13 protein-coding genes are annotated in these 19,726 nt (G+C 60.1%); 1 reads left to right on the plus strand and 12 read right to left on the minus strand.

Translation table 11 applies throughout. From position 1 onward, the window contains the following. Nucleotides 1-51: 51 nt before the first annotated feature. A complete protein-coding gene (locus tag ACCQ15_RS17700) occupies nt 52-2,304 on the plus strand; it encodes a sugar translocase (RefSeq protein ID WP_071118786.1) in 2,253 nt (750 codons plus the stop codon). 184 nt (nt 2,305-2,488) lie between these two features. Here ACCQ15_RS17700 and ACCQ15_RS17705 read toward each other — a convergent pair whose 3' ends face one another. The 12 genes from ACCQ15_RS17705 to ACCQ15_RS17760 all read right to left on the minus strand — a co-directional run bounded on the left by ACCQ15_RS17705 (nt 2,489) and on the right by ACCQ15_RS17760 (nt 19,656). Continuing rightward, a complete protein-coding gene (locus ACCQ15_RS17705) occupies nt 2,489-3,424 on the minus strand; it encodes an NAD-dependent epimerase/dehydratase family protein (protein WP_011348620.1) in 936 nt (311 codons plus the stop codon). Continuing rightward, a complete protein-coding gene (gene gmd / locus ACCQ15_RS17710; RefSeq protein WP_011348621.1) occupies nt 3,408-4,448 on the minus strand; it encodes a GDP-mannose 4,6-dehydratase in 1,041 nt (346 codons plus the stop codon). The genes ACCQ15_RS17705 and gmd overlap by 17 nt, the downstream gene beginning before the upstream one ends. 106 nt (nt 4,449-4,554) lie before the next feature. Next, nucleotides 4,555-7,071 carry a glycosyltransferase family 4 protein gene (locus ACCQ15_RS17715; protein ID WP_372380860.1) on the minus strand — a complete coding sequence of 839 codons (2,517 nt, stop codon included), beginning with the start codon at nt 7,069-7,071 and terminating at the stop codon, nt 4,555-4,557. Further along, entirely contained in the window at nt 7,071-9,218 is a 2,148-nt protein-coding gene (locus ACCQ15_RS17720) for a methyltransferase domain-containing protein (RefSeq protein WP_218551385.1), read from the minus strand. The genes ACCQ15_RS17715 and ACCQ15_RS17720 overlap by 1 nt, the downstream gene beginning before the upstream one ends. A gap of 52 nt (nt 9,219-9,270) precedes the next feature. After that, nucleotides 9,271-10,557 (minus strand): ABC transporter ATP-binding protein, encoded by a 1,287-nt coding sequence (locus ACCQ15_RS17725; protein ID WP_046939786.1) that lies wholly within the window; start codon nt 10,555-10,557, stop codon nt 9,271-9,273. Beyond that, nucleotides 10,554-11,348: an ABC transporter permease gene (locus ACCQ15_RS17730; protein ID WP_372380861.1), complete on the minus strand. Its 795-nt coding sequence runs from the start codon at nt 11,346-11,348 to the stop codon at nt 10,554-10,556. Before ACCQ15_RS17730 ends, ACCQ15_RS17725 begins: the two co-directional genes overlap by 4 nt. A gap of 82 nt (nt 11,349-11,430) precedes the next feature. Next, on the minus strand, nt 11,431-14,550 hold the full coding sequence (locus ACCQ15_RS17735; protein WP_046939788.1) for a glycosyltransferase: 3,120 nt from the start codon (nt 14,548-14,550) through the stop codon (nt 11,431-11,433). A 372-nt stretch (nt 14,551-14,922) separates the two neighbouring features. Next, nucleotides 14,923-16,110, minus strand: coding sequence for a cystathionine gamma-synthase (locus tag ACCQ15_RS17740; protein ID WP_136733944.1), 1,188 nt, complete (start codon nt 16,108-16,110; stop codon nt 14,923-14,925). 99 nt (nt 16,111-16,209) lie between these two features. Then, on the minus strand, nt 16,210-17,580 hold the full coding sequence (locus ACCQ15_RS17745) for a pyridoxal-phosphate dependent enzyme (RefSeq protein ID WP_008576911.1): 1,371 nt from the start codon (nt 17,578-17,580) through the stop codon (nt 16,210-16,212). Nucleotides 17,581-17,815: 235 nt separating this feature from the next. Next, nucleotides 17,816-18,034: an HP1242/YdcH family protein gene (locus ACCQ15_RS17750; RefSeq protein ID WP_003484103.1), complete on the minus strand. Its 219-nt coding sequence runs from the start codon at nt 18,032-18,034 to the stop codon at nt 17,816-17,818. A gap of 351 nt (nt 18,035-18,385) precedes the next feature. Then, complete coding sequence (locus tag ACCQ15_RS17755) at nt 18,386-19,276, minus strand: OmpA family protein (RefSeq protein ID WP_011348629.1); 891 nt, start codon at nt 19,274-19,276, stop codon at nt 18,386-18,388. Continuing rightward, nucleotides 19,273-19,656 (minus strand): DUF4398 domain-containing protein, encoded by a 384-nt coding sequence (locus ACCQ15_RS17760; protein ID WP_005914753.1) that lies wholly within the window; start codon nt 19,654-19,656, stop codon nt 19,273-19,275. The genes ACCQ15_RS17755 and ACCQ15_RS17760 overlap by 4 nt, the downstream gene beginning before the upstream one ends. Nucleotides 19,657-19,726 lie beyond the last annotated feature (70 nt).

Here is a 19,726-nt window from a genome sequence, read left to right on the forward strand (position 1 = left end):
CCTGCCTGCCTCCCGTTGGCGCGGCGCATCCATTCTTGAATCGTGGATTACATGATTACCCTATTTCCTGCCACGGCGCCGGCCAGTCCCCTGATCAAGGCCGAATGGCTACCCCTGCTGTTAGGTGCCGTTATGTCCGTCGTGGCGGGCAGCCTCCTGCTGGTCGGCTGGCCGGCTGGCCTCTTGTCCTTGCTGGATTACCCATTCTCGTATAAGGGCGACGCCTTGAGCAGCCTCTGGCTGACGCAGCGAGCGATGGAAGGATGGATTTTTGAGAACGACCGCAGCGGATTCCCATTCGGCTCCTCCTTCCTGGATTATCCTGGAGCAGATTCCGGCAGCTTTCTGTTCCTGAAGCTCGCCGGCATGCTGACCGGCAGCAGTGCCGCCGCAATCAATCTGTTCTTCCTGCTGGGTTTTGCCGCGAACTTTCTGACGGCATATTGGGTAATGCGCTGGCTGCGCGTCGGTCGTTCGCTGTCCTTTACCACTGCCATACTCTTTACGTTGGCACCGTTCCATTTCCTGCGGTTGCAGCACATCTTCTACACCTGGTATTTCGGCGTCCCGATCTACTTCATGCTTGCGATTCGAATTGTGCGCGCCGATGTATCGCTGGATTTCTGGAGCGCGCGGCCCGCACGTAAGATCACGCTTGCCGCGCTGTACCTGATCCTGAGCTGTTTCGGCGTTTACTACACGGCATTCGGTCTGATCCTGATTGGAACGGCTTGCCTCATGGCGCTGTTCCAGAAGAACTGGACGTCCATCAGCCGCCTCGCAGCACCCGTCATTTTCTTCCTCGCGCTCGGTACGCTGGCAAATGTCGCACCCAATGTGATCAACGATCAGATCAACGGTCACAACCCGGAAGTCGCTGCTCGCGCGCCAGCAGAGTCCGAGATCTACGGCGTGAAGTTGATGCAGTTGATCCTACCGCGCCCCGACCACAGGCTACCCAAGCTGGCCAATGTCACGGCCCGGTACATGGCCAGCACACCGTTGATCAACGAGAACACGACCGCCTCCCTGGGCCTGATCGGTTCCATCGGCCTTGCCATCCTGGCGCTGGTCACGTTCGCGCGCCTGGCCGAGCAGCGCAATGAAGAACGCATTGCCCTGTTGGCGATTCTCTCCGGCGTCCTTCTGGCATTCATGACCATCGGCGGACTTGGCTCACTCTTCGCGCACCTTGTATCGCCCTCCATCCGCGGCTGGAATCGGGCCAGCATCTTCATCACATTTAGCACGCTGGCTGCGGTGGCCATTGCAGTGCAGATGTTATCCGACAAGGTGGGGCGTCGACACCACATGACCATTGCCTCGATCGCTGCGGCCAGCATGCTGGTCATCGGCATCTGGGATCAGACCTCAGCTGTGTGCGGCCAGTGTCAGTCCAGCGCGCGCACTGCGTACGAGCAGGACAAGCGTTTCATCCGCAGCATTGAAGCTGCCCTCCCTTTCGGTGCAGCAGTTTACCAGTTGCCCTACATGCCCTTTCCGGAAGTGCCGCCTAAGAATGCCTTGCACACATATGACCTTGCGGTGGGATTCGTCCACTCGCAGCACTTAAAGTGGAGCTACGCAGGCATGAAAGGCCGTGAGGGCGACCTGTTCTACCGGAATCTGGAAACCCAACCCGCCGCAGCGCAGCTCCAGGCAATCGGTCGCTTCGGCTTCGACGCTATCTATATCGACAAGCGCGGTTATGCCGACCAGGGAGCGCAAGTCATTGCTGAATGGACACAGGCCATTGGCGCGCCGCCAGCAATGACTCGCGAAGATGGAGCGGTTGTGGTCTTTCGTCTCCCAGGGGGGGCGAAGCCTGCAAGCATCGAAGCTGCCAAAGAGGCGGCGTTCGCCGAGCCTGCCGTAGATACCAGCATAACCCTCCCCTCGCTGCGCAGCCTACTGACACAAGGCTGGTCGTCAGATGAGGCATGGGGCGTCTGGTCCGCAGGTACAAGCTCATCGCTGAGCTATCGTGTCACCCCGACAACAGTCGGCAGAACAACAGTAATTTTGCGTGGTAACCCGTTTCTGGCTGGCCCCCATCAAGCGCTTCGCATCCGTGCCTCGGTCAACGGCGTTCAAGCGCTCGACACCCTAGTCACTCCAGCACAAGCCCTGCCGCTGGCACTACGGATTCCCGTCACAAGCCGCCAGCCGGGTGAAGTGGTGCATATCGTCCTGAACTACGAAACACCGGTCTCTCCCGCTAAGATCGGCATATCCGCAGACCAACGGCTGCTTGCCTTCGGGCTGACAAGTCTTGAAATCTGCAAGGCCGATTGCGACAGATAAGCTGCCGTGGCCGCACGATCGCCAGTGTCGCCTGCCACTTTCAGCTGGCGCAGCTCCTCGCGGCCGGCGGTTCATCAGTGCTTACCATAACGCCGAACCAATTCGCAAGGCGGGGCTTCGGCTGAATTTTCCAGCCGAAGCTCGATTGCCTTCAATTCCCTTGGATTGTTCTAACTGCCCAGTGCTAGTGCTGGCAGCTAGCTTCGAGCATCCAGCGCAGCGTGTCCTCTAGCGCAAGACTCTGCCAATCGCCGATCAGCTCCTGCAATCTGGCATTGCTGCCAAGCAACTTCTTGACTTCATTCTCTCGAACGAATGCAGGGTTCACCTGGACGTCAATGTCGTGGCCAGTGATTTTCGAGCAGATCCCGATGATGTCCCCCAGCGAACTGGCGACACCCGAACACACATTGACGATCTGCCCTTCGGCCGCCGGTGCCTGCAGGAGCTTCCGGTAAGCCAGCACGACCGATCTGACATCGCCGAAATCGCGCCACACTTCGGTGTTGCCCAACTCGATGGAAGAGGCATGAGATGCGAAATGGGAAACGATCTTGGGAATCAGGAAATTGGTCGCCTGACCGACCCCGGTATAGTTAAAAGGGCGGGCAATCACCAGGGATAGCCGCTCGCGCCACAAGCTGGCGACATATTCCATGGCGAGCTTGCTCACCGCGTAGTCGTTCGCGGGCGCGGGTGTGACCGCCTCGTCGATCACGCCCTCAGTTGCATTGCCGTAGACATTGGCACTGCTGGCGATCAGCACCCTTTCCGGACGGTGGCGGCTTGCGGCCAACGCCTGCAAGAGGTTCCGGGTGCCGAGCAGATTGACACGATAAAAATCGTCAGCATCCCCGTGACCGACAAAGGCCACTGCCGCTAGATGTACAACGTAGTCGGCTTGGGCATGCGCAACGATGCGAGCGACGTCGGCAGCGTCGCGCAGATCCATCGGCCAGAACTCGTCGGTACCAGCCGTGCCGGTACCATCCGAACGCGTTCCGACGCCGATGACCGTGCAGCCCTGTTCCTTGAGCTGCTGGGCCATGTAGCGCCCGGTGAACCCGGACGCTCCGCTTATCAGAACCCGCTTACCCGTCAGGTCAGAATGAGAAGCCACGCTCGTTCCTCTTCAGATCAGCCTCGACCATCATCTGGCACAGCTGCTCCAGCGTGGTTTCAGGCTTCCAGCCGAGGATACGGGCCGCCTTTTCGGGATCGCCGATCAGCAGCTCCACTTCTGCAGGGCGGTGGAACTTCGAGTTGATGCGCATGACCACCTTGCCGGTGGCAATGTCCACCGCAGTCTCTTCAGCGTCCTCTCCACGGAACTCGACGTCGATGCCTGCGCCCTTAAACGCCATGCCGACAAAATCGCGCACGGTTTCGGTGCGATTTGTCGCGAGCACGAAAGTGTCCGGCTCCTCGGCTTGCAGCATCCGCCACATACCTTCCACATACTCGCGCGCAAAGCCCCAGTCACGCTTGGCGTCCAGGTTTCCCAACTCCATGCAGTCCAGCAGCCCGAGCTTGATCTTAGCCACCGAGTCGGTGATCTTGCGGGTAACGAATTCCCGGCCGCGCAGTGGACTTTCGTGGTTGAACAGAATTCCGCTGGATCCGAAGATATCGTAGCTCTCGCGATAATTCACCGTAATCCAGTGGGCATACAGCTTAGCAACGCCGTATGGGCTACGTGGCCAAAACGGCGTGTCTTCCTTTTGAGGGACTGCCTGGACCTTACCGAACATCTCCGAAGTCGATGCCTGGTAGAACCGGATCTTCGGGTTCACCAGACGAATCGCCTCAAGCAGGTGCAGTGCGCCGATACCGGTAATCTGCGCTGTCGTTGTCGGCTGATCGAAACTGACTCCGACGAAGCTCTGGGCAGCGAGATTGTAGATCTCGTCGGGCTGGATCTTCTGGACCATCGCGATCGTCGTCCCCAGATCCGTGAGGTCATACTCCACCAACTCCAGATTCGGATGTTTCGCGACGCCAACCTCCTCGAGGCGCCAGAAGTTGACGGAACTGGTCCGTCGATATGTGCCATACACCTTGTAACCCTTGCCAAGCAACAGCTCGGTCAGGTAAGCACCGTCCTGTCCGGTGATACCGGTAATGATTGCAATCTTGTTAGTCATCTACATTCTCTTCGGATATTTGTGAAAGCAACCCCGCTCTAGATCACGCCCATGAGCGCCCCGAGCATCGCCGTGCAGGAAGCGCGCCATCATAACTTGCCTGACCTCACTTGGCCTCCTGGCTCGGATATACCAGACTGGCGGCCGGCTTCAGAAGTGCGGCGGCAAGCTGATCGGCGCTCTGCGCCCAGGTCAACCAGGACAGCTCGTCAGTCCGCGGATGCGCGTTCTGTGTATGCAGTTCGAGCCATTTTTCGATGGCGCTCGCTATCTCCACCGGCGTGTGCCCTGCGAAGTAAGTTGCATGCTCGCCAGCAACCTCGCGGAACACCGGGATATCGCGGGCCAGAATTGGCAGTCGTCGCTGTCCCGCCTCGATCAGTGGCAAGCCAAAACCTTCGCCCTCAGAGGCGGCGATGAGGCAGGTGCAGGCTTGGTAGAGCTTTTCCAAGAGCTCGTCGCTGGCGGAGCTGAGCCAAAACAGATTGCGATGAAGCTGGGGATGCGTTTCCAACTTTTCGCAAAGCTCGTCCACCATCCAGCCTTTCTTGCCGACGATCACCAAGGCGATATCCTGCCCTGCAGACCATAGATACTCGAATGCGGCCAACACGCCGGCATACCCCTTGCGGGGTTCGAGCGTGCCCACCATCAAGAAACTCCTCACCTGCTTCAGGCGAGAGAGAAGCGCGTCGGCATGATCCGGCATGCCCCGACTGGGAGCGCTTCCTTCAAGATCAGCACCAAGGTGGAACCATGCGACGTCCGGCTGCTTGCCGATTCCATTTTCCAGCATCCATCCAGTCACATCATCTGCAACGGCCTGGGAAATACAGATCAACCGATCCGATACGGAAACGATACCTCGCAGCCAGCGCTCGTGGTGCTGCCCGCCGGGCCCGGGCCACCATTGTGGATTCCGCACAGGAAGGATGTCATAGACCACGAAATTGATCACTACCCCTGCAACATGAAAGTAATCGAACCAATCGGAGGCCAGATCAACAGCGTGTCCCACCAGATCCAGGCCGACGAAGACGTCGCCCGCGTGACACACCAGTGCCGCATCCTCACCGAAATCCTGACCTAGAAGGTGGCCGGCGTAGGCATTGGCGCACACATAGCGACGTGACTCGCGATCCAACCTGACGAGCTGGATGCGGTAGCCATGCGGCGGCCGGCGCAGCCACTCATTCGAGATGGCGCGCGTCACGCGCTGGATACCCGTCCCACGATCGTGCGCGGCCAGCTCGGTAACGTCGAGCATGAGCATGCGCTCCTCTGGCGCTATGCTGCGGTCCAACGCATCTGCTGCTGCAACCACTGCGAGCGTTTGCGTACTTTTCCGGCCAAGTGCGGCCATGGCTATATTGAGTGCCTGACCAGCATCGGTGCGCGGCAAGGATCGCAGATGCACGCTCTCGCAAGCGTCGAGAAACGCTGTTGCGCTTCTCTCCCAAGAGAACGCAGTAGCCCGATGCTCCGAAAAAGCGCGAGCTTCCGCTACGGCTGCATCATCCTCAAGCATCCAGCGGATCCGCTCGGACATCTCGGCAGTGTCATACGGATCAAACAGCATGGCCGGCTCCGTGGCAATCTCCGGAATACTTGAAGCGTTGGCTGCAATGACCGCTGCACCACATGCCATTGCTTCCAATACCGGCAAACCAAATCCCTCGTGCCAGGACGGAAACACGAAGAAGCGGCATTCGTTATACAGCGCAACCAGCTCTTCGTCTGAAACATAACCGGTAAAGATGATCTCGTCCGCTCGCAGCCCCCGCTCCAATGCGACGCGATTGAGATCGTCCACCAACGACGCAGGCATGCGTCCGGCCATGACCAGACCGGCAATCTTGCGCGTTGCCACGGGGAGTGCCGCATATGCATCGATCAAGCGATTCAGATTCTTGCGCCGATCCGCTCCACCGGTATAGAGAAAGAATTCGCCTTCGATCCCGAACTTGGCGCGGACCAAGCGACGCGCCGGATGCTGGATTTCCAACTGTGAGAAGACAGCATCGCATCCTGCAGAGATGTTGAAGACCTTATCGCTGCCAAATTTCCCAACCCGGCGCGCCTCGTCAGCTGAACTTTCCGATATCGCTAAGACAGCATCCGCCCGCTGCAAAAAAGAAAATTTCTCCGCGTAAGCTTTGGCATAGACTGGGTCGTGATTGAGATAAACCTCTGGGTTCATCATCGGAATCAAGTCATACATCGTCACCACGGTCGGGATCTGGAAGACACGACCAATGCTGGTCAATGCGTTGTCGCCGTAACCTTCAAACAGACTGGATACATGCACGATATCGGGCTTCAATGAAGCCAGCGTTGCCTCCCGCACGATCTCGGCATGACTGCACCGCGTGCTATTTCCAGTATCGCAGGCATGCACGGGAAGAGGCACATGCCATACATGGATATTGCTCTGCGGAATGAGCCCCTTAAATGCAGTCCGAATATCCTTCACTGCCTCCGGAAATGCACCGTTCAATGCGAGATGGATATCGTGCCCCCGTGCATCGCGGGCTACTGTAAGCGCTAACGCCAGGCTATAGCGCCCGATACCCCGGAAACGACTCTCCGACTGTGCTCCCTGAAGATCCATCACGATGCGCATTAAGCAGACTCCCCATTGCGTATGGCCAACATGCGCTCATAGATCTGATGACCACGGGCAGACAGCCTCGCTGCCGCGACCGGCTCGGCAAGCACGGTGACATCCACAACCTGGTCGGGGCGCGGCCGATCCTCCATCACTGGCTGAATCACGCGATCAATCCCCATATCCGCCGCGACGGCGCCCCTGATCCTGGCATGGACAGAAGGCGCCATACGTAACCAGTTGTTTAGCGCACGGGCAAGCGCCGGGCGCTTGAGAACTCGGCGAACCAGAGCAAGTAGGATCCGCTTCAGCGATGCGCGAGGCGACCTCACCAAACGCGCCATCCCTCTTAAAGGGCGCGTCAGACGCCATGACGCGCTAGTCTGGATATCGTGCAGGTTTTGCTCGGCAGTGCTGGCACGCAGGCACCAGTGGTGGGCGTTTTGAAGTGAAGAATCGAGCTGCATGCGGAGTTCATCCAGCTGCTCACGGACGACCGTGAAGCTGGCACCTGAAGTTTCCAATCTCCGGCGGAGGTCATGGATGTTCGAGGTGCCCGACAGCTGCAGATGATGCAACTCGCCGATAGTGTCTTTCAGCCCATTGATCTCGCTGTTCAGCTTGTCGATGGCCTCTTCGCGCTCATTTGCGCGCAGATACCAGTGATGCGCGTTACTCAGCGACTCATTGAGCTTGGTCTGGACTTCGGCCGAGCGTGCTTCGGCCGCCCGGATGGCCTGCTCATAGATGAGAAGTGCACGCTCCTGCTTTCGCAACAGCCATACCCAGCCGGCTCCCTCTGCCTCCCCATCTTCTTGGCCGATCGCCTCCCTCAAAGCGCGAAACGTCCATTCCCCACGTGGGCGATTGAATATCGTATAGAACGCGACCCGGTAGCGAGCCGGCAGCATGGAGATATCGAGGAGCGGGCGGCGAACGGGCAAAGGCGGTGCGATCTGCCCCTGCACCAATTCCCGCAGCGTTATCAAAAGCGAAAGAAGCAGATCATCAGGCCAGACGCAATCAACTGCGCTAGTCGAGACGGCACCATAGTCGATAAAGGTGGCAGTGCCATTATCGTTGACAAGCAGGTTCCAACAGCGCAGATCGTTGTGGTAAAGCCCGACCGCCTCCAGCGCAACAAGTTGCGCAATGATGGAATCGGCTATCTCCTCGTAGGAATACGGGGCCTTGTCTTGGATCATCTCCGAAAGCAGGCGCCCTGGCAGCTGCTCTCGCAGAATCCATACATCGCGACTGTCCTCCAGGTTGTGCATCAGAGCCGGAACAGCCACCCCAGGAGGCGGATCACGCAAGAAGCTCACTTCGTTCTCGTACTCTGCGAGGTTGATCTTCTTCCTCGACGTCTCAACCAATGACATCTGCTTGAGAATCACGCCATCGGCAAAGTAGTAGCGTCGCGTCCCTGCGTGACTGTTCATCGCATGGGCGTGTGATTCCGTGCGCCACGAGAGAAATTCGCGGAAGTCATTACCAAGCAGCCAGTAACGGCTGCTTGCGAAATACAAGGGCCTGGCGATACCTGACAGATGCGTTCCCTGATGAGCCAGCACTCGGAGAAACGCATAGCGCTGCAGCAATTGCGCGGGATCACCCGGCTGCGATGCACCCCAATACAGCGGCTCTTCCCGCACAGCAAGCTCGTATATGCCAACTGCGATGCAGGCGTCGATCTGCCCAATCAACCCGACAATAGGCTCCAGGCCATGCTCATGAATCAGGTGATGAAAGACGCTCAGCCCGAGGACGAGATCATATCTGCCAACCTCCAGCCCCCCGACGATGTCCTCGATCCGGGCACATTCGAAGGTGGCGGCCACGAAGCCCTGCTCTTCCGCCAGCGCCCGGCAGACCGCTACATTGCGATCAAGAAAATCCGCACCATGGACGATGGCCCCCCGCGCCGCCAGGTTGAGGGAGAAATAGCCTTGCGCGCATCCAAGATCCAGCACCCGAATCGGACGCCCCAATGCCATCCGCAGGTGGTCGACCACATCGAGGATGACCTTCAGGCGGTCCTCGCAACCACGGGAGCTACCGTCGGAAATTTCTGGATGGCCAAAAATGGGCTGATACTTTTCGGGTAACGCAGCAACGAGATCGGCGATAGAACTGTTGCCCGGGGAAACGGAATGCGTCATCAATAGAAACCTGGAATTAGCGGCACGCCAGCGGCGCGGACACGGACGGCAATCAAGAAACGTCGGCGGAAAATTCGGCATTCAAGTCAACGATGCCCCAGAACTGCATGGGACGGCTGACATCCAGCAAGATGGAATCATAGCGCCTGTCCAGGGGCACCAACTCGCCGAGCGGATCGCCGCTCGACACCCCCAACGACACCATGTAATGCCCCTCATTGACGCTCAGCGGCAATGCGAAATGGCAGGTAATCACATCGCCTGCGCGTGGGGAAAGCATCTTCCGCCCGTCGCTCGCCAAAAATGAATTTGTCCCATAGAGGAACAGCCCTTCGAGCGTCTTCAACAGCAGACCTGGGACCACGTTGTCGAAGTCACGCTCGAAAAAGATCTTCATGTGGAATTTCGTGACCGCACCGCTGTCGATACGCGCAGGAAAACGCTCGCCACTACTGGTCACCGCATAGTCGACGATCTTCGCTCCGCCCTGACCCCAACGATGCTCGTTGCGGTTATACAAAGGGCGAGTGTGGAATACGTCATCGATGCTTTCGCCTGGGATCGCTTTGATCGGAACGTCCGCACGCGCAGAATCAGGACTGCTCTTTCGCCCAAAAAGCTCGTCCAGATACAGATTGGAAACTTCACGCGCCGGGCCGTCGGCATAGACGCCGCCATCCTTGATGAATAGCACGCGCTCGCAGTGCTTGACGATGTCACCCACTGCATGACTCACCAGGATCAATGTGGTTCCCTGCTCCTTGAATTCCTGGACGCGCTTGAAGCACTTCGCCTGAAAATAGGCGTCTCCCACAGAAAGCGCCTCATCGACGATCAACACGTCGGGGCGGAACGCCGTCGCTACGGCGAATGCCACCCGCACCTGCATTCCGCTGGAGTAGGTCCGCACTGGCGTATCGAAGTATTCTCCAACCTCGGCGAACCGCTCGATGCCGGGCATGGCCGCATCGATTTGCTGTTGAGAGTACCCCATCAAACCTGCTGAATGGTACGCATTCTGCCTGCCTGTCAGGTCCGGGTTGAATCCCATGCCCAGCTCCAGGATCGCCGCGATTCGCCCCGACCGGGCAATGACGCCTTCAGTAGGCTGCACGGTTCCGGTGATCAGTTTCAGCAGCGTACTTTTACCCGCACCGTTGCGCCCCACTACGCCAACGGATTCGCCGGTCTTGATCGAAAACGACACATTGCGCAGGATCCAATGTTCCTCGCGCGCCTGCACTGGAGCACCGAACCAACTGGCCGCCCGCAACCATTGACTGCTCCAGACCCGATAGGCCTTGCCAACGTCATCAACACGCATTACGACATCGCTCATAGCGCATCCACCATTTCTTGACTGGCACGTCGGAACACCACTAACGACATCAGGCCCAGTATCGCAGTGGCCGCACACAGCGGCATCAATGAGCGCCAATCCGGTGTTGTGCCGTAAAGCAGTACCTGCTGATAAGCCGTCACCAGCGGAAACAGGGAGTTGAGTTTAAAGACCTTGGCGACGTCCTCGGGAAGAATGCTGATGTTGTAGACAATGGGCGTCAGCCAGAAAAGCGCCTGAAGCACCACTGGCACGACTTGGGCGATGTCGCGCATGAATACATTGAACACCCCCAGCAACAAGCCCAACGACATCGCGAAGGTCAATGTCAGCACCAGCAGGAACGGCAACCAAAGGACCTGCAACCCCGGATAATGACCAAGCACCGCAAACACGATGAAGATGGCGAGCAGCAGCAGAAGGTTGTTAACCAGCATTGCTCCTGCGGCAATGAAGGGAAGGCATATCCTTGGGAATGCCATTTTCTTCATCAGGTTTCCGTTTTCCACGAATAGCGAGACACATTTATTGATAGTCTCGTTAAACAGGCTCCAGCATAGTGTTCCAGACATCAAGTACAGCGCATAGGCATATTTATTGTCGATTCCAGGCAGCTTCGCCGCGAGAACCTCGGAGAGGATCGTTGCGAAGATCAGTACCTGCATCAGCGGATGGATGATCATCCACAACGCACCAAGCTTGCTTTGGATAAAGCGCATCCTCAATTCGTTCTTGATCGAAGAGAAGATGAAGTATCGGTATACCCATAGGGGGCGCAGCAGGTCTTTCATGAGATTAAGCTTACCGAAGAGAGCGGGATCAGAATTGTCACGATCGCGGAAACCGAAAGAGAGAGGCCGAAAAGAATGACTGTCACGAGCAGACTACCTCTGCAGGCCGCGGCGAGAAAATCGAAGGATCAGCATGCCGCTGCCACAGCAGCGCACGGACGATGCTCCATACACGCAACGCAGATTGCTGGATCTCCACGTTGTCCCCAAGGGTGGGGAGGATCGCCGTGTTCGCACTGACGCCCTGGCTCTTGAGCAGATTGAGATCGGCAAACCCCTCGACCAGGACGCGATCGCATCGCCTGAGTGCACGAATCAGCGCAGGCTCCCAAGGATCGGATGCGGCAACTCGACGCAACAGCACAACGACAATCCGACCACGATCGAGTTGATCCTCCAACAGGCCAGCGAACCAATGACCATGATGCAGGATGTGAGGATAATCGATTACCACCGCATTGGTCAGCTGATGGCCGATGACAGGAAGGGAGCGGGTTGGGCAATGGCGCGGTTCAGACAGGGAAACCAGGCCTGCCGGCATCGTCGCGCCTGAATATATGATCGATGCGTCGATCTCAAATAGCGTTAACTCGCCAGCTAGGCCACTGAGCTCAGCGAAAACGCCACCCGAGCTCTGAGCTGGCGCGGAGGGCGCAATCCACGCGATGAGAGGCGTGGCAGTGCGAATCGGCCGAGCCCACAGGTCGCGAACAAACGCCAGGAGCCGCTGCGCCACATCCGCCCATTTGAAGTGGCCCTGCAGGAGCTGTCGACCACGACGGGTCCGCTCGTTGCGCTGCTCGGCGGGGAGACGGTGCACTTCGCGCAAAAGTCGGCTTAGCCCTGTCCGGGAGGGTTCAGCCCAGACCGAGTGAGGGAGCCCAAATACCGTCTCAGCAGGCGCGAATGTGTAATCAATCAACCAGGCGGTCTGGTCGTTGCAGAAATCGCATTGACCACCCCACGCAGTGGTGATGACAGCAAGACCAGACAACATCGCCTCTGCCAATGGCAGCCCAAAGCCCTCGGCCCGGCTTGGCGCAACCATCACGTCGCACTGCGAGTAAAGACGTTTCAAGCTGGCACTGTCGAGATCTTCCTCGATCAGAATCACATGAGGAAAGTCGGCCCGGGCGCGTCGTGCGCCATGCAGCAAACGACGAACTTCGTTCTGAGGGTTGGCGAAGGTCTTGATGATCAGCGATACGTCGTCGCGATCGCTGAAGGCATCGCCGTAGGACTGCAACAGGACGTCCACACCCTTGCGAGGAAGGCAGGAAGACACATGGAGAAAACTGAAACCACGTTGCTGCAACGAAGTACCCTCTGCCGCAGCAATTGATTCCCAGTGATCCACCCCGGCGCCACAAACGCCGAGTGGGATCGCGACCCCACTGTCCACCAATGCCTTGACCACATGTGTGGAAAGCGCGGAAATGCCTTGGACGAACTCGTTGAAATCGGCAACCCAAGCCTCGGGCACGGCCGATTCTTCCCAGGCATAGGCATGCAGCAGGTTGAAGCGGGAGTCCATGTCGGCAACGCGAGGCGGATACAGCAGCCTGCTGCACACGTCGGCCGCAACCGGCGCGCTTCCAGATGCGCGCGAATGAAGCCGCGCAATCTGCTGATCGGAAGCGAGGAATTCTGGATCGGCGTCGAAGTCTCCCGAGCCATCGGTCGAATGCAAGAGCACATTCAGCCCCTGCGCATCAAGCGCACGCGCCAGTTCACGATTTACCAGGGCGAGGCTATAACTGCTGTCAAACGGCCCTTCCACACGCCACGAGGGGAACTGGGGGAGCGGATGTTGCCTTCGCAACACGTCGCGCAGCAGATCTTCATTTGCATCCATGGCGACGGCCACTTGCACCAGGTCCGTATCCGCAACTGGCACGCGGCTGCCGCATGCGTGCGCCAAGTCCGTGACGAGCGCAGCACGCTTTTTCTGCAACGCCTCGCTCGTCTCTCGCCAGCCCCACTTAGCGGCCGGATGTAACTGGCCGTAGGCCTCGAACGCATCTAGCGCGCGCGACGCACTGCCTGCCCATGAGAATGCACGGGCGCGTTGTGGCCCATGGTGGCGGAGGCTGCGCGCAAAGTCCGTGTCTTCCAGAACGCGCCGCATCGCTCCAGCGATAGCTGCAGGATCGGTCGGATCGAACAAGGCATCGTCGCGCCCGATCACCTCCGGAATGCTACTTGCGCGTGCACCAATCACGGCGGTTCCACAGGCCATCGCCTCGAGCAACGGTAGGCCGAATCCTTCCTGCAAAGAAGGCAGGACGAACAGCTCAGCACCGCAATACAGTTCGACCAGCGACTGATCAGTCACGTGTCCCGTACAGACGATCCGGTCCGGCGACAACTTCAATCGACGCGCAACTAGCGCAAGCCGCGCGCGCTCCAACTCGTCCAGGTGGCCGGTGACCACCAGCTGATAACGTTCCTGCTTCTCTTTACCCAGCAGCGCATAGGCTGCGACCAAGGCCTCGAGATTCTTGCGAGGATCCATTGCCCCGCTGTACATCACGTACCCGCCGACAATCCCATGCTCGTGCGCAAATCGTCCACGCAGCACGCTATCGACATGGATCGGCCTGAAGATCTGCGAGGCCGCAGACGAGATATTGACCACGCGCTCCGGCGCTACCGACAACCGCTCGATTGCATCGTTCCGAACGTAATCGGAGATCGAGAGCAATACATCGGCCCGCTGCAGCGAGGCGACCTTATCTGCATACCATTCTGCGGCCCATGGGGTGGCAATGTATCGCGGATCATGGAGCGGGATGAGGTCGTACAAGGTTGCAGCAGTGCGTGCCCCCCCCGTTCCACGACCGATGGAGGTCACCGCTCCATCGCTCGCACCCTCGATCACGCTAGTGACGTGGACGATATCCGGCTGCAAGGCCTGCAGGAACGACTCGCGCATATGCTCGGAGGCCGTTCGCCGCCACGCGTTTGCCGGATCGCGCCAATGCACGGGCTGAGCCGTGCGGAACGCCACCACGCGCTCGCGTGGCAACAGAGCAGCAAGCGAATCGATCGCGTCGCTGGCAATATCGCCATTGATGACCAACCAGAACTCATGCGCGCGCGGCTCACGCAGCATCGCCTCAGCCAATGCAAGCGAATAACGCCCGATCCCTCTATGCCTGCTGGCGGTCTGGGCTGCCTGTAGATCGATGGCGATGCGCACGACTCAACGATCCCTGGCGGCCATCGCCCGACGCAGATCTTCGTAGATCCGGGCGGCACGCGCAGTCATGCGTCCTTGCGACGCCAGACCACTCGCCCTTCCATTGATCGCCAGGTGACCGGGCCCCATCAGGCCGCCAAATCCGAAACGTACCCCAAGGCGTTTGATCGCCATGAGTAGGCCCGGTGTCGCTGACAGCGCACGCATCAACCGGCGTTTCAGCGACGGTCGCACAAGGACATAGCGAATTGCCCCAGCCAGGACCGCACGTAGAAACCCGGTGCTCGGCAAAACTCGCGACATGCGCGCCTTCATTTGGCCACTGCCAAGCCGCGCGATGAGCGCCAGGTTTCCGTTACGTGGATGTGCTGCTTAACGCGCAAGCGCCCACTCCAAATCCCCACGCAAATCCCCCACATCTTCAATCCCCACGCTCAACCGCACCAGCGCATCGCTGATACCAAGCTGGTCACGGCGGGCAACCGGAATGGAGGCGTGGGTCATGACGGCGGGATGGTTGAGCAGGCTTTCCACGCCGCCGAGCGATTCGGCCAGGGTGAACAATTCGGTCTTTTCGCAGAAACGCTTGGCTGCGTCGAAGCCGCCCTTGAGGACGATGGAGACGATGCCGCCGAAGCCGGACATCTGGGTTTTCGCGAGCGCATGCTGCGGGTGCGAAGCAAGGCCGGGGTAGATGACCTTTTCGATCGCAGGGTGGGTTTCCAGCCATTGCGCGAGCGCCAGGGCATTCTCGCAATGCGCGCGCATGCGCAGCGGCAGGGTCTTGAGGCCGCGCAGGGCAAGGAAGCTGTCGAACGGGCCCTGGACGCCACCGATGGAGTTCTGCAGGAACGCCATCTGCTCGGCGAGCTCGGCGTTGTCGCCAACCACCGCGATGCCGCCGACCATGTCCGAGTGGCCGTTGAGATACTTGGTGGCCGAGTGCACGACGATATCCGCACCCAGGCTGAGCGGGCGCTGCAGCATCGGGGAAGCGAACGTGTTGTCGACCACGATCAACAGGCCGTGCTTGCGCGCGATCGCGGCAATGGCAGCGATATCGACCAGCTTGAGCATCGGGTTGGTCGGGGTTTCGATCCACACCATCTTGGTGTCGGGGCGGATTGCAGCTTCGAAGGCAGCCGGGTCGGTCAGGTCGACGAAGCTGAAATCCAGGCCGGCGGTGCGACGGCGCACGCGCTCGAACAGGCGGAAGGTGCCGCCGTACAGGTCGTCCATCGCCACCACGTGGCTGCCGGCATCCAGCAACTCCATCACCGTCGAGGTGGCAGCCATGCCGGAAGCGAACGCAAATGCGCGCGTACCGCCTTCCAGCGCGGCAACGCAACGCTCGTAGGCGAAGCGCGTGGGGTTGTGGGTGCGCGAATATTCGAAGCCCTGATGCTCGCCGGGGCTGGACTGCGCATAGGTGGACGTCGCATAGATCGGCGGCATCACCGCGCCGGTGCTCGGATCTGGCGACTGCCCTCCATGGATCGCCAGCGTTGCGAGCGACAGCGCGCGCTCGCCGTCATGGCTATGAGTGGTGCGATTGGACATGGAGGTTCCCGAAAAAGTGGGCGATTGTAACAAGCAGGTCTGAATGGCCCGTGCCGCGCGTCTCATCCGAGCGCGCGGCAGTGCCGGATTACTGCACGATCACTGCACGCGACGGCGCAGGTAGTTGAGCAGGTCGATGCGGGTGATCAAGCCAAGAAATTGCGTGCCGTCCATGACGATGGCGACCTGGCCACGGTCGAACACCGGCAGCAGCGCTTCGATCGGCGACGCGACGTCCAGACGATCCAGCTTGCTGACCATGGCAGTGGAAATCGGGTCGCGGAAACGGGATTCGTCGCCATAGACATGCAGCAGCACGTCGCTTTCGTCCACGATGCCTACCAGCTCGCCATCGTCGATCACCGGCAACTGCGAGACGTCGTACAGCTTCATGCGCTGGTAGGCGGTGGTCAGCAGATCCTTCGGGCCCACCACCACGGTGTCGCGCTTGTTGTAAGGGCGCAGGATCAGGTCGCGCAGATCGCCATGTTGCGGGCGCTCCAAAAAGCCGTTGTCGAGCATCCAGTAGTCGTTGTACATCTTCGACAGGTACTTGTTGCCGGTATCGCAGACGAACACCAGCACGCGCTTGGGCGTGGTCTGCTCGCGGCAATACTTCAGCGCCGCAGCCAGCAGGGTGCCGGTGGACGAGCCACCGAGGATGCCCTCCTTGGCCAGCAGCTCGCGCGCGGTATGGAAGCTTTCCGCGTCGCTGATGGAATAAGCCTTCTTGACCCGCGAAAAGTCGGAGATATCCGGCAGGAAATCCTCGCCGATGCCTTCGACCAACCAGCTGCCGGACTTTTCGCTGACCGTGCCCTCTTCGATGTACTGGGTCAGGATCGAACCGACCGGGTCGGCCAATACCAGTTCGGTGTGGGGCGAGGCGCTGGCGAAGGCGCGCGACAGGCCGGTCATGGTGCCGGAGCTGCCGCAACCGAACACGATGGCGTCCAGTTGGCCGCCCATCTGCGCCAGGATTTCCGGGCCGGTGCCGAATTCGTGCGCGGCCGGGTTGTCCGGGTTGCCGAACTGGTTGATGAAGTAGGCGCCGGGAGTCTCGGCTGCGATCCTGGCAGCGAGGTCCTGGTAGTACTCGGGGTGGCCCTTGGCCACATCCGAGCGCGTCAGCACTACGTTGGCGCCCATGGCCTTGAGATTGAAGATCTTCTCGCGGCTCATCTTGTCCGGCACCACCAGGATCAACTGGTAGCCCTTCTGCTGCGCCACCAGGGCCAAGCCCAGACCGGTGTTGCCGGCGGTACCCTCCACCAGGGTGGCGCCGGGCTTGAGATCGCCGCGCTGCTCGGCCGCTTCGATCATCGACAGACCGATGCGGTCCTTGATCGATCCGCCAGGATTATTCGCCTCCAGCTTGAGGAACAGCTCGCAGACGCCGGTGTCCAGGCGCTGGGCCTTGACAATCGGCGTGTTGCCAATCAGTTCGAGTACGGAGGAATGAATCGCCATCGGGATATCGTCGCTGCGCCACGCGGGCTAGACCGGTCATTATCCGACGAACCGCCGGGGAATGCTCATTCAGCATTGAACCGATTGCACGGGCCGATGAACGAACAGGCTCAACCGTTCGCCGATGTGCCCCCGCCAGCAAACGCCGCTCCAACTAAAGACGCGGACGGTGGCAAGCCGACGAGGAGGCCGCCACCGCCCGCGACGGTGAACTTGTTCTAACGGTGGGGAAGGATCAGTGGGTGAGCTGGTCGTACATCCGGGTGAGCTTTTCTTTTGCCTGCAACTTCTCGCGCTTCATCTGGCCCAAGGTCACGTCGTCGATCGGGAGCACCCCGAGTTCGGCATCCATGCATTTCTTGTTCAATAGCTTGTGGCGTTGGTAGAGCTGCTTGAACTGGGGATCGGACTTCATCAATGCGTCGATTTCGGTCTGCGGTTGCCCTTCGAACATGGCGTTACCTCCTTCACTTAAAACAAGAACGCCCCGGCCAGCGAAGGCACGGGGCGCAGCTTGGGGATGGAAGACCAACGCGTTGCAAAGGCCGACACACCGGCGGAACCACCAACAACTGCTCCACCATGTTGTCTCGTTGCGTGCCTCTGCATCACTGGCCCGGCCCTCCGTACTTCCCGGGCCGCGGAGTTGCTGCCCGGAGGTACGACCCTACGCCGGTCGCCCAGGGGGTTCAAGACCGAAACGGCCGCATTTGCCGTTCCCTGCCTCAATCAGTGACCGCGGTTCAACCAGGCGTCATGCACGGGTTAAAAGACCTTAACTTCCAATCACTTGCAACGAATGACATCAGGGCGCGACAACGACCTCGGCCGCGCGGGTCTTGCTGGCCGCGCCTTTGGTGCCGGTGACCTGCAGCCGCGAGGCCGACACGCCGCCTGCCACCAACGCATCGCGCAGTGCTTCGGCACGCTTCTTGGCAATGGCTGGATCGGTGTCGAAGCCGACGATGCTGACCCGGCCCTTCTTGCCGATGTTCAGATATTCGGCCAATGCCTTGGCCTGCCCGGCGGCATCCCCGGACAACGCCGCCTTGCCACCGAAGGCGCCACTGCCCAGGGAAAACACTTCGCCGCGGCTGTCGAACTTGGCGGCCGGCAGCTTGGCCCCGGCGACCAGCTCGGCCTCCTCATGCGCCAGTTGCACCGCCTTCTGCTGGGCCGCGTTGAGCTTGGCGGTCTGCTTGCCGGCCACGCTGGTCAACGCCAGCTCGGCGTCCTGGCGGGCGAGCGCTTCCTGTTCGGCGGCCTGGCGTGCCTGCTCGGCGGCCTCGGCCTGGATCTGCGCCTGCACGCGCAGGCGTTCGGCTTCCTGGCGCGCCCGTGCGGCATCGCGGCGACTGGCTTCGATCAGCAAGTCGTTGCGCGTGCCTTCCAGGCGGTCCAATTCGCGCCGCGCCAGCGCGGTACGGGCCGTGAGTTCGGCGATTTCGACCCGCCGGTCGGCCAGGAACACCAGCTCGTCGCGGTCACGGCGTTTGGCCTCGGCCAGCGCAGCCACGCTTTGCTGCGCCTGCAGCCGCTCAAAGCGCGCCAGATCATTGGTCTGCGGGTCGTTCTGTAGTGCGGCCAGGCGCCGGTTGAGCGCGTCGGCCTGCGGGTCGTCCTTGGCCGCCATCGCCAGCGGCGGCAACGTGGCCAGGCTCAACACACCGAGATACAGCAGGGGGCGCAGTTTCATCGGCCGCCCTCCCCGGTATTGAGGGTGTTCTGCAACTGCGCCACTTCCTTCCTGCGCTGTTCCAGTTGAGCGGTGACCACCGCTTCTTCGCTGCGGGCCTTGGCCAGGTCGGCGTCGGCGGCGGCGCGCAAGGCGATCTGGGGCACTTGCTTGCGCTGGCGCTTGTCCAGTTGCGCCTGCTGGGCCTGCATCAATTCCTGGCGGGCCAGGTTGACCAGATCCGGGGCGTATTGGTCGGCATCGGCCTGGGTGGCGCGTTGCACGGCCTGTTCGGCGGCGGTGAGCTCCGGTGCCACCTGGGCGGCGGCCGGAGAGGAAAGGACCATGAAACAGGCGATGCCATACAGGGATCGCCGCAAGTATGCGAAGCTAGCCGTCATTAGGGGAGCCGTAGCGAGAAGTCTCGAGCACGGCCATTGTCGGAAGCCTGCGGCGGACTTGCAACGAGAC

This window comes from Xanthomonas sp. NCPPB 1754 (assembly GCF_041475725.2).
Taxonomy (GTDB): Bacteria; Pseudomonadota; Gammaproteobacteria; order Xanthomonadales; family Xanthomonadaceae; genus Xanthomonas; species Xanthomonas euvesicatoria.